17 protein-coding genes are annotated in these 14,423 nt (G+C 75.7%); 11 read left to right on the top strand and 6 right to left on the bottom strand.

Annotated elements, in window-relative coordinates; genetic code table 11:
- Positions 1 to 58 precede the first annotated feature (58 nt).
- From KZX45_RS18240 to KZX45_RS18220, 5 genes are all read left to right on the top strand, one after another.
- The gene (locus KZX45_RS18240; RefSeq protein WP_248259184.1) at positions 59 to 1,627 is read left to right on the top strand and encodes a hypothetical protein; all 1,569 of its coding nucleotides are present in this window, start codon (positions 59 to 61) and stop codon (positions 1,625 to 1,627) included.
- Between the two features lie 211 nt (positions 1,628 to 1,838).
- Positions 1,839 to 2,129 (top strand): WXG100 family type VII secretion target, encoded by a 291-nt coding sequence (locus KZX45_RS18235; RefSeq protein WP_248259183.1) that lies wholly within the window; start codon positions 1,839 to 1,841, stop codon positions 2,127 to 2,129.
- Between the two features lie 36 nt (positions 2,130 to 2,165).
- On the top strand, positions 2,166 to 3,122 hold the full coding sequence (locus KZX45_RS18230; protein WP_248259182.1) for a DUF4031 domain-containing protein: 957 nt from the start codon (positions 2,166 to 2,168) through the stop codon (positions 3,120 to 3,122).
- Positions 3,123 to 3,212: 90 nt separating this feature from the next.
- Positions 3,213 to 3,494: a dsRBD fold-containing protein gene (locus KZX45_RS18225; protein WP_248259181.1), complete on the top strand. Its 282-nt coding sequence runs from the start codon at positions 3,213 to 3,215 to the stop codon at positions 3,492 to 3,494.
- 63 nt (positions 3,495 to 3,557) lie between these two features.
- Positions 3,558 to 3,689 carry a multicopper oxidase domain-containing protein gene (locus tag KZX45_RS18220; protein WP_248259180.1) on the top strand — a complete coding sequence of 44 codons (132 nt, stop codon included), beginning with the start codon at positions 3,558 to 3,560 and terminating at the stop codon, positions 3,687 to 3,689.
- Positions 3,690 to 3,805: 116 nt separating this feature from the next.
- Here KZX45_RS18220 and groL read toward each other — a convergent pair whose 3' ends face one another.
- The 3 genes from groL to KZX45_RS18205 all read right to left on the bottom strand — a co-directional run bounded on the left by groL (position 3,806) and on the right by KZX45_RS18205 (position 6,916).
- Positions 3,806 to 5,434: a chaperonin GroEL gene (gene groL, locus KZX45_RS18215; protein ID WP_248259179.1), complete on the bottom strand. Its 1,629-nt coding sequence runs from the start codon at positions 5,432 to 5,434 to the stop codon at positions 3,806 to 3,808.
- 206 nt (positions 5,435 to 5,640) lie between these two features.
- Positions 5,641 to 6,348 (bottom strand): hypothetical protein, encoded by a 708-nt coding sequence (locus KZX45_RS18210; protein ID WP_248259178.1) that lies wholly within the window; start codon positions 6,346 to 6,348, stop codon positions 5,641 to 5,643.
- Complete coding sequence (locus KZX45_RS18205) at positions 6,341 to 6,916, bottom strand: sigma-70 family RNA polymerase sigma factor (RefSeq protein ID WP_248259177.1); 576 nt, start codon at positions 6,914 to 6,916, stop codon at positions 6,341 to 6,343. Before KZX45_RS18205 ends, KZX45_RS18210 begins: the two co-directional genes overlap by 8 nt.
- Positions 6,917 to 7,049: 133 nt before the next feature.
- Here KZX45_RS18205 and KZX45_RS18200 point away from each other — a divergent pair, with 133 nt between their 5' ends.
- Genes KZX45_RS18200 through KZX45_RS18190 form a run of 3 tightly spaced genes read left to right on the top strand, consistent with a single transcriptional unit; the run spans position 7,050 to position 9,964 of the window.
- On the top strand, positions 7,050 to 7,589 hold the full coding sequence (locus tag KZX45_RS18200; RefSeq protein ID WP_248259176.1) for a hypothetical protein: 540 nt from the start codon (positions 7,050 to 7,052) through the stop codon (positions 7,587 to 7,589).
- 53 nt (positions 7,590 to 7,642) lie between these two features.
- On the top strand, positions 7,643 to 9,097 hold the full coding sequence (locus tag KZX45_RS18195; RefSeq protein WP_248259175.1) for a glycoside hydrolase family 15 protein: 1,455 nt from the start codon (positions 7,643 to 7,645) through the stop codon (positions 9,095 to 9,097).
- A gap of 48 nt (positions 9,098 to 9,145) precedes the next feature.
- The gene (locus KZX45_RS18190) at positions 9,146 to 9,964 is read left to right on the top strand and encodes an SGNH/GDSL hydrolase family protein (protein WP_308221770.1); all 819 of its coding nucleotides are present in this window, start codon (positions 9,146 to 9,148) and stop codon (positions 9,962 to 9,964) included.
- Positions 9,965 to 10,048: 84 nt separating this feature from the next.
- Here KZX45_RS18190 and KZX45_RS18185 read toward each other — a convergent pair whose 3' ends face one another.
- Genes KZX45_RS18185 through KZX45_RS18175 form a run of 3 tightly spaced genes read right to left on the bottom strand, consistent with a single transcriptional unit; the run spans position 10,049 to position 12,515 of the window.
- Positions 10,049 to 11,533 carry an NAD(P)/FAD-dependent oxidoreductase gene (locus KZX45_RS18185; protein WP_248259174.1) on the bottom strand — a complete coding sequence of 495 codons (1,485 nt, stop codon included), beginning with the start codon at positions 11,531 to 11,533 and terminating at the stop codon, positions 10,049 to 10,051.
- 1 nt (position 11,534) lies between these two features.
- Positions 11,535 to 12,182 (bottom strand): LytR C-terminal domain-containing protein, encoded by a 648-nt coding sequence (locus tag KZX45_RS18180; protein ID WP_248259173.1) that lies wholly within the window; start codon positions 12,180 to 12,182, stop codon positions 11,535 to 11,537.
- 45 nt (positions 12,183 to 12,227) lie between these two features.
- A complete protein-coding gene (locus tag KZX45_RS18175) occupies positions 12,228 to 12,515 on the bottom strand; it encodes a DUF3263 domain-containing protein (RefSeq protein ID WP_248259201.1) in 288 nt (95 codons plus the stop codon).
- Positions 12,516 to 12,634: 119 nt separating this feature from the next.
- Between KZX45_RS18175 and KZX45_RS18170 the strand changes: the two genes are divergently transcribed.
- The 3 genes from KZX45_RS18170 to KZX45_RS18160 all read left to right on the top strand — a co-directional run bounded on the left by KZX45_RS18170 (position 12,635) and on the right by KZX45_RS18160 (position 14,422).
- Positions 12,635 to 13,339: a uracil-DNA glycosylase gene (locus KZX45_RS18170; protein ID WP_248259172.1), complete on the top strand. Its 705-nt coding sequence runs from the start codon at positions 12,635 to 12,637 to the stop codon at positions 13,337 to 13,339.
- Between the two features lie 67 nt (positions 13,340 to 13,406).
- Positions 13,407 to 13,667: a hypothetical protein gene (locus KZX45_RS18165; protein WP_248259171.1), complete on the top strand. Its 261-nt coding sequence runs from the start codon at positions 13,407 to 13,409 to the stop codon at positions 13,665 to 13,667.
- Positions 13,664 to 14,422 (top strand): Crp/Fnr family transcriptional regulator, encoded by a 759-nt coding sequence (locus KZX45_RS18160; RefSeq protein ID WP_248259170.1) that lies wholly within the window; start codon positions 13,664 to 13,666, stop codon positions 14,420 to 14,422. Before KZX45_RS18165 ends, KZX45_RS18160 begins: the two co-directional genes overlap by 4 nt.
- The last annotated feature ends 1 nt before the right edge of the window (position 14,423 follow it).

The following is a 14,423-nucleotide window of genomic DNA, read 5'->3' as shown; positions in this document are numbered from 1 at the left end:
GCGTCCCGGTGGGTCTACCATCGGGCGACCGCACGACCCGCATGCAAGGATCTGAGCCATGGGCGTCATGGACGCACCGCAATGGTTGCCCGCCGCGTTCGTCCGCAGCGTTCTCGCCGTCGGCGCCACCGCCGGCCGCGAGGAGATCGAGGCCACGTGCCGCCGTCTCATCGAGCGCTGGCAGGAGCCCGACCGGTACTTCCACAACCTCAAGCACCTCGTGGACGTGCTCGCCCGCGTCGACGAGCTCGCCGAGGAGACCCACCACCCGGACACCGTGCGGCTCGCCGCCTGGTACCACGGCGCGGTGTTCAACTCGGCGCCGAGCAAGGCCTACTCGCGCTCCGGCGGCGAGGACGAGGCGGCCTCCGCCGAGCTGGCCCGGGAGGAGCTGGGGGCGCTGGGCGTCCCCGCGCCCACCCTCGACCGGATCGCCGAGCTGATCCTCAACCTCAAGCGGCACGAGATCCGGAGCCGGGACATCGACTGCCTGGCCCTCTCCGACGCGGACCTGGCCGTGCTCGCCTCCGACCCCCAGCACTACCAGGCCTACCGCAAGGCGGTCCGGGCGGAGTACGAGCACCTGCCCAAGCGGCACTACCTCGAGGGTCGCCGCGCGATCGTCACCAAGCTGCTGGCCCGGCGGCACCTCTTCGTCTCGCCGATGGGTTCGCAGTGGGAGGACGCCGCCCGCGAGAACCTCACGGCCGAGCTCGCCCTGCTCGACGCGGAGCTGGCGCGGATGGGCGAGGCCGCGCCCGAGGAGTCGGTGCTCGCCGCCGAGGCGGCGCAGGGCGTCGTCGAGGACGGGCACCACCACGAGGAGGACACTGGTTCGCACGTGTTCGTCCCCGCGCCGGTGCGCGCGGCGACGGACGTGCCCACCACCTCCGCCCTGCCTGCCGGTCCGGGAATCGCGGGCCCCACGGACCGCCCCGAGCAGCCCGGCACGGCTGCCGCGCCTCCGCGGCCAGTGCAGGAGCCGGCTGCCCGCGCGACCGCCTCGACGACCCCCGGCGACGCCGCGAACGGCCGGCTTGTGCCGGGCCCCGACGCCGCTCGCACCGACGCCGGCACGGCGCCGTCGCCCGCGGAGGCTCCGGCGGGACCTCCTCGCCAGCCCACCCGGCCGTCGTCCCTGGAGTCCCTGCCCGACGAGCTCCTGGGCCGTTCACGACCCGACGTGCCCAGAGCGGCCCGCGAGGCCGTCGCGCGCTCGTCGCGGGAGCTCATCGAGCAGGCGGTCCGCGACCGGCGAGAGCGGGCCGACCGCGACCGCAGCCAGCGGGAACGTCTTGAGGCGGCACGTGCGGGACGCGAGCAGGCGTTCGGGCAGCGCGAGCGGCGCACCAGCCGGGCGTCCACCCTCACCCCACCCTCCCCGGCCACCGCGCCGACCCCGGGCACTCCTCCGACACCCGGCACGCCGGCCACGCCGGACTCCGCGGGCCGTCACGTCCCGGTCGAGCAGCGGAGCGCCGTCGAGGAGGTGCCCGAGCTCATCGAGGCCGAGCCGCTCGCCGGGGAGGCCCGTCGGGCCGGCGGCGCCCCGCAGCACGGCATCGAGCGGGAGCCCGACCTCTTCGACCGGCCTCGCCGCAAGAAGGACCGCAAGAAGGACCGGTAGCCCCGGCCGGCGCCCGTCCGGCGGGGCCCGGCCTCAGCGCCTCGCGTCGGGCCGGCCCGGCCTCGGCGCCGCCCGTCCGGCCGCGTCCACAGCCGGTGCGCGGTGCCGCCGTCTCCACATCCTCCTTCGCCGCACGCCTCCGCCGCGGGCGGTGGTCCGTAGCGTCGCCCCCGTAGCCGCGCCACCGGGCGCGGACGGGAGGAGCACACCCATGGCACGCTTCCAGGTCGACAGCGCCGAGGTGGCGCTGGCCGCCGCGCAGACCCGCACGACCACCTCGACGATCCGGGCGGAGGTCACCGCGATGATGAACCATCTCGTCCAGCTCCAGGCGTCCTGGACGGGGACGGCGTCCCTCTCGTTCGGCTCCTGCGCGGACCAGTGGCGCGCCACCCAGGCTCAGGTGGAGGCCGCGCTCGAGCAGATCACCGTCGCCCTCGACACCGCCTCGCGCACCTACGCCGACGCCGAGGCGTCGGCGCAGGGGCTGTTCACGCGCTGACCCCGACGCGGCGACCGCAGCCGTAGCATCGGCCGCGTGGCCATCCTCGTCGACCAGCCCCGCTGGCCCGCGCACGGGACCGTGTGGGCGCACCTGGTCTCCGACCGCTCCCTCGAGGAGCTGCACGCCTTCGCCCGCGCCAACGGGCTGCCGTCCCGTTCGTTCGACCTGGACCACTACGACGTGCCGGCCGAGCGGCTCGAGCAGCTGGTCGCCGCCGGCGCCCGGCCGGTCACCGGGCGCGAGCTGGTCGCGCGCCTGCACGCCTCCGGCCTGCGGGTGCGGGGCGTCGACCGGAGGGAGGAGAAGCACCGGCGGCGCCTGGCGGACCTGCGACGGCGCTGGTCGGAGCTCGCGGCGCGCACCCCGCCCGGCGGCGCACCGTCCGCCGCGTGGACCGAGCTGGGCGCGGAGCTGCTCCGGCGGTGGGACGAGCCGCACCGCGCCTACCACGACCTCGAGCACCTCGACGACGTCTTGCGTCACCTCGACGTCCTGGCCGACGACGGCGCGGCGGTGCCGCCCACGGTCGAGCTCGCGGCCTGGTTCCACGACGCGGTCTACGACCTCGTCCCGGGCTCGGACGAGGAGCGCTCAGCGGAGCTGGCGCGCGAGCGGCTGACGCGTCTCGCGGTGCCGGAGGGCAGCGTCGCGGAGGTGGAGCGACTGGTGCGGCTCACGGCCGGGCACGCCCCGAGGAGTGACGACCGGGCGGGCGCCGTCCTGTGCGACGCGGACCTGGCCGTCCTCGCCGCCTCACCGCGCCGGTACGCCCGCTACGCGTCCGCGGTGCGTGCCGAGTACGCCCGTGTGCCCGAGGATGACTTCCGCCGCGGGCGCGCCGCGGTGCTGCAGACCCTGCTCGATCGGCCCTGGATCTTCGCGACCGTCGCCGGCAGGACCCGGTGGGAGGCCCGCGCCCGGGAGAACGTCACCGCGGAGCTGGCCCGACTGACCGGCCGGGGCACCGACCCTCCGGAGTTCCACCCGTAGGTCCCTGGACTCACGACGGCGGCCGTCGGAGGATGGCGGTACCAGCCCCGGCACCGTCGCCGCGCGCCGGGCCTCACCCGAGGAGCCGACATGACCAAGACCTGGAACGTCCGGATCGAGATCTTCGACGCCGCGGAGGTCCGCTCCGACGACGCCGTTACCACCGCGCACGCGACCCTGACCACCTCGGCGCCGAAGCCCCTGCACGGCTACGGCCGCGCCCGGCGCAACCCCGAGGACCAGGACGTGCCGGAGATCGGCGAGGAGCTCGCCGCGGCCCGGGCCCTGCGCGACCTGGCGGACCGGCTGCTCAACGCCACCTCCGACGACCTGGCGGCGATCGAGCACCACAAGGTTCATCTGCGGCGCTGAGGGTCACCGCCCCGGCCGCACCAGCCCCGTGTCCTAGGCGAGGATGCCCCGCTCCGGCCGTACATGTACCACTGCCACCTGCTGCTGCACGAGGACGAGGGCCTGATGGGCCAGTTCGTGGTGGTCGAACGCGGCGGGCCGGCGGACGCAGGCCCGGACACGCACGGGCGGGGCGGCGGGCACGGCAGCCACTGACCCGGCCGCGCCGCCGGGACGTCCCCCCGGGACGCGCCGAAGGGCGGCACCCCTGCTGGGGTGCCGCCCTCCGACGGTGCTGGTGCCGGCGTCGCGCGCCGGTCACCGGGGCGGGATCAGAAGCCCATGCCGCCCATGTCCGGCTCACCGCCGCCGGCGCCCGCGGGGGCCTTCTCCGGCTTGTCGGCCACGACGGCCTCGGTGGTGAGGAACAGGCCGGCGATGGAGGCCGCGTTCTGCAGGGCAGAGCGGGTCACCTTGACCGGGTCGTTCACGCCGGCGGCGAGGAGGTCCTCGTAGACACCGGTCGCGGCGTTGAGGCCCTGGCCGGCGGGGAGGCCGCGCACCTTCTCCGCGACGACACCGCCCTCGAGGCCCGCGTTGATCGCGATCTGCTTGAGCGGGGCGTCCACCGCGACCTTCACGATGTTCGCACCGGTCGCCTCGTCGCCCTCGAGCTCGAGGCCCACGAACGCGTCCTTGGCGGCCTGGATGAGAGCGACGCCACCACCGGCGACGATGCCCTCCTCGACGGCGGCCTTGGCGTTGCGCACCGCGTCCTCGATGCGGTGCTTGCGCTCCTTGAGCTCGACCTCGGTGGCGGCACCGGCCTTGATGACGGCGACGCCGCCGGCCAGCTTGGCCAGGCGCTCCTGCAGCTTCTCGCGGTCGTAGTCGCTGTCGGAGTTTTCGATCTCGCCGCGGATCTGCACGACGCGACCCTCGATCGCGGACGCCTCGCCGGCGCCCTCGACGATGGTGGTCTCGTCCTTGGTCATGACGACCTTGCGGGCGCGGCCGAGCAGGTCGAGGTCGGCGTTCTCGAGCTTGAGGCCGACGGTCTCGGAGATGACCTGACCACCGGTGAGGATGGCCATGTCCTGCAGCATCGCCTTGCGGCGGTCGCCGAAGCCGGGCGCCTTGACGGCGGCCGACTTGAACGTGCCACGGATCTTGTTGACGACGAGCGTGGCCAGGGCCTCGCCCTCGACGTCCTCGGCGATGATCGCCAGCGGCTTGCCGGACTGGATGACCTTCTCCAGCAGCGGCAGCAGGTCCTTGACGTTGGAGATCTTGGACTCCACGAGCAGGACGTAGGCGTCCTCGAGGACGACCTCCTGGCGCTCGGCGTCGGTGACGAAGTACGGCGAGAGGTAGCCCTTGTCGAAGCGCATGCCCTCGGTCAGCTCGAGCTCGAGGCCGAAGGTGTTGGACTCCTCGACCGTGACCACGCCCTCCTTGCCGACCTTGTCCAGGGCCTCGGCGATGAGCTCGCCGATGGCCGGGTCGCCGGCGGAGATCGCTGCGGTGGCGGCGATCTGCTCCTTGGTCTCGATGTCGCGGGCCTGCTCGAAGAGCTTCGCGATGACGGCCTCGACGGCCTTGTCGATGCCCTTCTTCAGGGCGATCGGGTTGGCGCCGGCGGCGACGTTGCGCAGACCCTCGCGCACGAGCGCCTGGGCCAGCACGGTGGCGGTGGTGGTGCCGTCACCCGCGACGTCGTCCGTCTTCTTGGCGACCTCCTTGACGAGCTCGGCGCCGATCTTCTCGTACGGCTCCTCGAGCTCGATCTCCTTGGCGATGGACACGCCGTCGTTGGTGATCGTGGGGGCGCCCCACTTCTTCTCCAGGACGACGTTGCGGCCCTTGGGGCCGAGGGTGACCTTGACGGTGTCGGCGAGGATGTTGAGTCCTCGCTCCATGCCGCGACGGGCCTCCTCGTTGAAGGCGATGGTCTTGGCCATGCTGGTTCCTCCACTAGGTGGTGGTCTGGCTGACGGGTGCCCGCGACGGACGACCAGGTCCGACGGCGGTCACGTCCCGCCGCGGCCCAGGCCTCACCGGCCAGCCGGTTGCGTTGTCACTCTCACGACGAGAGTGCTAACTCGATATTGGCACTCTCACCCGTCGAGTGCAAGACGCTGTCCGCCCTGGGAGAACTGGCCTCGCGTCACAGCTGCGCGTCGGCCCAGACGCGGCCGGAGTCGGTGACCAGCCGCACACCGGTGGCGCCGGGGTCGGTCACGACCCAGGTGGCCGAGCGCTCGGGCCCGATGGTCCAGGTACCCAGCTCCACCTCGGTGCCGTCGGGCAGCACCCCCCGGCACGCGTACCGCACGCCCGTCGGCGCCGAGGCGACGGCGACGACCAGGACCGCGTCCCCCGCGTACCGGCTCGCCGTGACGCTCCCGACCACGGCCCCGTCCGCCTTCACCAGCTCGGCGGCGCCGCGCGGCTCGGCGACGGTCGGCGAGGGGCCGGGTTCTGCCCCGTCCCGCGTGACGAGGAGGGCGCCCCCGGCGCCGACGGCGAGCCCGGCGACGGCGGCCGCCGCGGCCACCAGCGCGGTGCGCCGGCGGTGGGCCGCGCCCGGGCGGGCACGGACCGTCGTGCCCGGGGCGGCGGCGCGGCGTGCGGGCACCATGGCGGCGAGCGCCCGGGACTCGAAGCCGGGCGGCGGCGCCACGGTGGGCGCGGCGGCGAGCACGTGCTCGAGGCCGGCGGCGAGCGTCGCGTACCCCTCCCGGCAGGACTCGCAGGCGGCGAGGTGGCGGGCGAGCGCGCTGCGGCCCGGCTCGACGACCTCGCCCAGCGCGAGGTCCACGAGCACGTCCTGCCCCGGGTGCTCGCCGGCGCGAGCCGGGTGCTGCTCAGTCACGCTCGTCCTCCATCGCCTGCCGCACGCGCATAAGGCCCGTGCGGATCCTCGTCTTGGCGGTGCCCAGCGGGATGCCCTCGTGCTCGCTTACCTCCTTGGCGGTCAGGCCCCCGACGACGGCGAGCACCACCGCCCGGGCCTGCTCCGGCGGCAGCTCCAGGAGCCGGCGCGCCGCGCGTTCGCCGTCGACGCCGCGCAGCGCCTGCTCCTGCGGGTCCGGCGGGCGCATGGTCGCGTCGACGAGCTGCTCGAGCACGGCGGCGTCGGTGGGGGCGGCGCGCCGGGCGCGGACGGCGTCGATCGCGGCGTTCCGCGTGATCGTCAGCAGCCAGGTCAGCACCGAGGCGCGCCGCACGTCGTAGCTGGCCGCCGCCCGCCACGCCCGCACGAACACCTCCTGGCTGACGTCCTCGGCGAGCGCCCGGTCCCGCGTGATCGAGACCGCCAGCCCGAAGACGGCCCCCTGGAACCGGCGCACGAACGCCGCGGCCGCCTCCGGGTCGTCCAGCGCGAGGCCGTCCACCAGCGCCGCGTCGGCCGCGCGGTCGGTCCGCGGGAAGAGCTGCACACCACGTGCTACGTCCGGGGGCGCGGCCGGGATTGCCGGGCGCCGCCGCCATCCCTGCGGCCGCGCCGGACGTACCACCTTCGGCGGACCGTCCGGCCGCCGGGACCACGGCATCGAGACCTCCGGAGGAATCATGAGTGCACGAGCGGGCCTGCGGGTCGTGACGGCTGCCGTCCTGCTCGGCGGTGCGCTGGCCGCCTGCTCGGACGACGGCGGGACCGCGACGGGTGGCGACGGGGCCGAGACCATGGCCCCCGGCGCGGAGACACCGACGGCGCCCTCCACCGGCACCGCCGACGCGACCGACGGTAGCGCGGCCGAGGCCACCACGCTGGGCCTTGCGGACACCGACCTGGGCGAGATCGTCGTCGACGGCGAGGGGATGACCCTGTACATGTTCGCCAACGACTCCCCCGGCACCTCGACCTGCGAGGGTGACTGCCTCGTGGCCTGGCCGCCGCTCGAGGGGGAGCCGACCGCGGGCGAGGGCATCGACGAGGCGCTCCTCGGCTCCATCGAGCGCAGCGACGGCACGGTCCAGGCCACCTACAACGACTGGCCGCTGTACTACTGGCAGAACGACACCGCCCCGGGCGACACCACCGGCCAGAACGTCAACGAGGTGTGGTTCGTCCTCGGCGCCGACGGCGAGCCGATCATGACCGCGCCGTAGGCGGCGTGCCCCCGTCGGGACCGGCCCGGGACCGGCTGCCGTACCCTGCTGCCGTGACCACCGCCGTCCTGCCCGAGCGCGCCGCGGCGCGCACCGCGGACGGCGCACCCCCGCCCGCCCGGCGGCGGCGCGGCCGCCGCGTCCTGGCCTGGTCCCTCGCCGCGGCCCTGTGGGCGGGCACCGCGGCGTGGTCGGTGCACCTGAAGGCCCACGAGTCCACGGAGGAGTTCGTCGCCCTCTACCTCGACGGCGTCCACCTCCAGCCGGACGGCACGGTCGCCGACGTCCCCGCCCACGAGCCCGCGGAGTACCTGCCCGGCTCCCGCGTGCTCGCCGAGCACGCCGGTGACGTCGAGGCGGAGGCGCTCGCCGCCGCGCAGCGCGCCTGGCTCGCCGAGGGCACCGTCCCCGGCGCGGGCACCCCCTACGAGGAGGTCGTCACCGACGCGCTGCTGGACATCCGGACCCTCACCGGCGCCGCCTTCGACGACGGCGGGGCCGGGCTCGAGGCCGCCCCCGGCGCCGTCGTGGCCGGGTGGTCGGACCGCTGGCGCTACGTCTGGCCGCGCGACGCCTCCTTCGTGGCCGCGGCGCTCGCCCGGACGGGTCACGTCGAGGACGCGGTGGCGGTGCTCGGCTTCGTCGCCGACGTGCAGAGCGAGCACGGCGGGTTCCAGGCCCGGTACGTCCCGGACGGCTCCGGCGTGCCGGACGCGCGGGGCATCCAGCTCGACGGGAACGGCTGGGTGCTGTGGTCCGCCGCCACCGTCCTGGCCCAGATCGAGGACGACGGCGAGCGCGCGGCCGCCTTCGCCCGGCTCCGTCCGCTCGTGGACACCACCGTCGACCACGTCCTCGAGCTCACCGCCGAGGAGCCGCACCTGCCGCCGCCGTCGGCGGACTACTGGGAGGTCCGCGAGACCGACCTGACGCTGGGCACGGTCGCGCCGATGCTCGCCGGGCTCGAGCACGCCGCCCGCCTCTACGCCGACCAGGGCCTGGGCGACCGGGCCGCCGAGGTGGGCGGGCGGGCCGCGCAGGTCCGCTCCGCCGTCGTCACCACCTTCGGCCCGGGCGGGTACGAGCGCTACGCCGACGGCGGGCCGGTGACCTCCCTGCTCGGCGCGGACGGGCGGGACGCGGCGACGGCGATGCTCCTGCCGCCCTTCACGGCCGAGGCGCCGCCGGGGGCGGTGGAGGCGTGGCTGCTCTCCGCGGAGGAGATGGCGCGCCCGGCGGGCGGCGTCGCGCCGGGCGCGGGGTGGAAGCGCGACGGCATCACGTGGACGCCCGAGACCACCCTGTACGCGCTCGCGGCCGCGGAGAACGGGCACCCGCGCCGGGCCACGGCCTGGCTGGACTGGGTGATGGAGCACCGCACCGCCTCGGGCGCGATCCCGGAGAAGGTGCTGGCCAACGGCGCCCCGGCGGCGGTCGCGCCGCTGACCTGGTCGGGCGCGAACGTGATCCTCGCCGTCGCAGCGCTGGAGGAGTCCGGCGCGCTGTGAGCCCCGTCCGGTTGGGGATGCCGGCCGGACGGAGCAGAATCCCGTGCGGTGAGCACCGGAACCGGACCCGCCGCGCGGTGGGCGCGCTACGTCGCCCTCGGCGACTCGATGACCGAGGGCCTGTGGGACCTCGACCCGGCCGCGCCGGACGTCCCGCGCGGATGGGCGGACCTGCTGGCGCAGCGCCTCGCGGAGCGCCACGACGGTCCGCTCGAGTACGCCAACCTCGCGGTGCGCGGGCGGCTGCTCGGGGAGATCGTCGCCGAGCAGCTGCCGGCCGCCCTCCAGCTCCGGCCCGACCTCGTCTCCCTCGTCGGCGGGGGCAACGACCTCCTGCGCCCCGGCGCCGACCCGGACGCCCTCGCCGCGCGGCTCGAGGCGGCGGTGGTGCGGGTGCGCGCGACCGGCGCAGACGTGCTGCTCGCCACCGGGATGGACGCCCGCGACTCCCCCGTCATCCGGGCCACCCGGCCGCGGGTGGCGGTGTTCAACGCCCACGTGTGGACCATCGCCCGGCGCCACGGCGGCCACGTGCTCGACGTGTGGGGCATGCGCTCGCTGCGCGACTGGCGGATGTGGGCGCAGGACCGCATCCACCTGAGCACCGAGGGCCACGAGCGCGTCGCGCAGGGCGCCCTGGTGGCGCTGGGCCTGGGGGCGGAGACGGAGCGCTGGGACGACCCGCTCGAGCCGCTGCCGCCCGCGGCCCGGGCGGAGCGGCTGCGGGGCGACCTGGCCTGGGCGCGCAGCTACGCCGGCCCGTGGGTGGGGCGGCGGCTGCGGCGCCGGTCCTCGGGGGACGCGCGCCGGCCCAAGCGGCCCCAGCTCGAGGTCGTCCGCCTGCGTGAGGACCCTCTTTCGCGGTGAGGCCCCTCGCCCGGGCCCGGACAGCCGTCCTGAGCTCAGAAGGTGGTCCTCACGTGAGCGGGCCTCACGCGACAGGCAGCAGCGCTACGCCGCCGGCCCCAGGGCCGGCGCCCGCCGGATCCCGAACCGGGCGCGCAGCGCGCGGCGGGCGGCGTGCCAGCCGGCCATGCCGTGCACCCCCGGTCCCGGCGGGGTGGAGGACGAGCACAGGTACACCCCGGGCACGCCCGCGTCGTAGGCGTGCCAGGCGGTGCGCGGGCGGGCGACCATCCGGTACATCGAGATCGCCCCGGCGGCGATGTCGCCCCCGACGTAGTTGGCGTTGTGCGCCGCCATCTCGGCGGCCGGGACGCACCGCGAGGTGACGACGACGTCCCGGAAGCCGGGCGCGAACCGCTCGATCTGGGCGGTGACGTCCTCGGTGACGTCGCGGTCCGAGCCCGCCGGGACGTGGGTGTAGGTCCACAGCGGCCGCAGCCCGCCGACCTCGCGGGCGGGGTCGGCCACGGTGGGGTCCGAGACGAGCACCACCGGGCGCTCGGCGTGCCGGCCGGCGTGCACGGCGGCCTCCGCGGCCACCATCTGCGGCCGGGTGCCCGCCACGTGGACCGTGCTGGCCCCGCCCACGCGCGGGTCCGCCCACGGGACCGGGCCCGACAGCACGAAGTCGACCTTGGCGGCGGCGTTGCCGTAGCGGAACCGGGCGAGCGCGGAACGGACCGACGGCGCCATCCGCTCGCCCCACACCTGGACCATGGTGCGGGGCGTGGTGTCGAACAGGTAGGCGCGGGCCCGGGGCAGCTCGCGCCAGCCGGTCACCGGCGTGCCGGTGCGGACCTCGCCCCCGTGCGCGATCAGGTCGTCGACGAGGGCGTCGGTGATGGCCTGGCTGCCGCCGGCCGGCATGACCCAGCCGTCCGCGTGGGCCATCGACCCGAGCAGCAGCGCGGTGCCGGCGCCCGCGAGCGAGGGGAGGGCGCTGATCGTGTGGGCGGCGACGCCGGTGAGCAGGGCGGGTGCGACGTCGCCGGAGAAGCGCAGGTCCCACAGCCCGCTGCCCTGCTCGAGCAGGGCGGTGCCGAAGGCCACGGCCCCGCGCAGGCCGCGCGGGGTGAGCACCTCCGGCGGCAGGCTGCGGTGGTCGCCGACGCCGAGCGCGGTGACCGCCCGGGCGCCGTCGACGAGCGGCGCCATGAGCCGGCGCCACGCCGGCCCGTCCGCCCCGAGCCCGTCGGCCGTGCGGTCGAGGTCGTGGAAGGCGAGCCCGGCCTCGCGGCCCTCCAGGGGCTGGGCGTAGGAGAGCTCCGGGACGACGACGCGGACGCCGCGGGCCCGCAGGTCGAACTCGCGCAGGAAGGGGCTGGCGATGGCGAGGGGGTGGATGGCGGAGCAGACGTCGTGCACGAGGCCGGGCGCGAGCCCGAGGTCGAGGGTGCGCGCGCCGCCGCCCAGGGTCGGCTGGGCCTCGAGGAGCAGCACGTCCAGGCCGGCCCGCGCGAGCGTGACCGCCGCGGCCAGGCCGTTGGGGCCAGAGCCGACGACGACGGCGTCCCGCACCTCGCGGGTCATGTCAGCCCTGGAAGTCGGAGCGGAGGACGATGGCGATGGCCTGCGTGGCGCTCGAGCTCTCCACGACGTTGCCGATGCCGAGGACGCGGGCGACCTCCTCGGCGGTGGCCTGGAGCTCGGGGTTGTTGTAGTAGAGCGTCGTCGTCGCCGGGGCGCCGGACGTGTAGTCGTCCGCCACACCGCCGGTGAAGCCCTCGGAGGCCAGGGTGCCGACCACCTCGCCGGCCAGCCCGTTGACGCCCGCGCCGTTGAGCACGGCGATGGCGGTGCCGTACTCCACCTGGCCGGCCGGCTCCTCGGTCGTCTCCTCCTCGGTGGGCGCCTCCTCGGTGGGCGCCTCCGAGGTGGGCTCCGCGCCCTCGGTCGTCCCCTCGGCGGGAGCCTCGCCCGTCGTCCCGTCGGTGGCCCCCGCGGTCGGCGCGGCGGTGTCCTGCGCGGCGGTCGTGGCGGCGGAGGGCCCCGGCTCGCCGGAACCGCCCAGAAGGCTGATCGCGCCCCAGGCCAGCAGCGGGGCGAGGACGATGACGGCCAGTATCGGCAGCAGCGTGCGCAGGAGGGGCCGCGGACCGCGGTGCACACCCTGGGGGGTGCGGTCCCGGCCGGCGACGTCGAACTCGTCCTCGGGGTAGTCCTCGTGTGGCGTGCTCACGGGCAGAGGCTATCCGTTCCGGCCGGGCCGACGCGTCAGGGGTCCCTACAGGGAGGAGCCGAGTCGGCGCGAGGAGCGCTCCCGCTGACGGGAGGAGCGCATGCGCCGCAGCCGCTTGACCAGCATGGGGTCCGCAGCCAGGGCGGCCTCCGAGTCGAGGAGCTGGTTGAGCACCTGGTAGTAGCGCGTGGCGCTCATGTCGAACAGCTCACGGATCGCCGTCTCCTTGGCCCCGGCGTACTTCCACCACTGCCGCTCGAACGCCAGGATCGCGGTCTCGGTCTCGGTCAGCCCGGCGGCGGCGTCGACCTTCGCGTGCGCTGCGGCGGCCATGTGCTCCTCCAGGTTCTCGGCGTGCCCTCCGGGTCGACGGGCCGCACCCATGCTAGGTGCGAACGACACCCGTGTCATTCTTCGGGCGTGGCGCCACGCCGGGCAGCTACCCTCGCGGCGTGGCACCCAGTTCTCATCAGGCCGACTCGCTGGCCGACCCGCTGGCCGAGCTCGTCGACCCGGGCTGGGCCGAGGCGCTCGCCCCCGTCGAGCCGCAGATCCGCGCGATGGGCACGTTCCTGCGGTCCGAGATCGCGGCGGGGCACGGCTACCTGCCGGCCGGGACGGACGTGCTGCGGGCCTTCACCTACCCCCTGGACCAGGTGCGGGTGCTCGTCGTCGGGCAGGACCCCTACCCCACCCCTGGGCACCCGATGGGACTGTCGTTCTCCGTCCAGCCCGACGTGCGCCCCGTGCCCCGGTCGCTCCAGAACATCTACCGCGAGCTGCACGACGACCTGGGCCTGCCCGTCCCCTCCGACGGCGACCTCACGCCCTGGTCGCGCCACGGCGTCATGCTGCTCAACCGGGTGCTCACGGTGCGTCCGGGCGCCCCGGCGTCGCACCGCGGCAAGGGCTGGGAGCAGGTCACCGAGCACGCCATCCGCACCCTGGTGACCCGGGGAACGCCCCTGGTCGCCATCCTCTGGGGCCGCGACGCCGGCACCCTGCGGCCGCTTCTCGGCACGACGCCGGTGATCGCCTCCGCCCACCCGAGCCCGCTGTCCGCCTCACGGGGATTCTTCGGCTCGCGGCCCTTCTCCCGCGCCAACGCCCTGCTCGCCGAGCTGGGCGCCGACCCGGTGGACTGGTCGCTCACGTAACATTCCACTCAGGAGGGGCCCCTACCCCGGGCGCCCCGACACCGTCCCACCACGGACCGAGGAGCTGGTGACCATGACCCCCCGCGAGCCCGTCCGGCGACCTGACCTGGTCACCGAGGCCCTCGTCCACCGCGGCCTGGTGCGCCCCGACCAGGACGTCGACCGGTACCGCTCCCGCGACGTCCTCGCAGGCGGCCGGCCCGCCAACGCGCCGCGCACCGACGAGGACCGCTCCGGCCCGGACGCCGAGCTGGTGGGCGCGGGGCCGGAGAAGGAGGAGGACTTCGTCCACGGCGACTCGGGGCAGGACGACGGCTTCATCGTATGACCGGAGCGGCCCGGCGCCACGTCCCGCTGCGCAGCACCTGCGCGCAGCCCCACGCCTGCCCTCGCCCGGTCCGCATGAAGGTGCTGAGCCAGGTGCCTTACTTCGCCGGGCTGGACGAGGACGAGCTGGCCGACATCGACCGGCGCACGGTCTCGCTGTCCTGGGCGGAGGGTGACCGGCTCTACGAGGCGGGCGCGCCGGCGGACCACCTCTACGTCGTCGCGGCGGGCCGCGTGCGGATCACCCAGCCCACGCCCACCGGGCAGGAGGTGCTCACCGACGTCCTCACGCCCGGCGACCTCCTGGGCGCGCTGAGCACGCTCGGCCGGGCGGAGTACCCGGAGAGCGCCGAGGCGATGACGACGACGTGCGCGCTACGGATGGACCCGGAGGCATTTCGCGGCGTGCTGACCGAGCACCCGCAGGTGGCCCTGCGCGTCCTCGACGACGTCGCGGGCCGGCTCGTCCGCGCCCGTTCCGACGTCGGGCGCATCTCCACCGGCACCGTCGTGCAACGGGTGGCGGCGACGCTGCTGCGCCTGGCGGACAAGCTCGGGCAGGACCGGGCCGGCGGCGGCACCCTGCTGCAGGTCCCGCTCAGCCGCGCCGACCTGGCGGGCATGACCGGGTCCACCACCGAGTCGGTCTCCCGGGTGATGAGCCGGCTGCGCCGGGACGGCGTGGTCGAGTCCGGCCGCCGCTGGACGGCCGTCCTCGACCGCGAGCGCCTGGCGGAGATCGCCGCCGGCGCCTGAG

The sequence above is a fragment of the Georgenia sp. EYE_87 genome (assembly GCF_023148685.1).
In the GTDB taxonomy this organism is placed as follows: Bacteria; Actinomycetota; Actinomycetes; order Actinomycetales; family Actinomycetaceae; genus Georgenia.
This window is presented reverse-complemented; position numbering and strand designations above follow the sequence as displayed.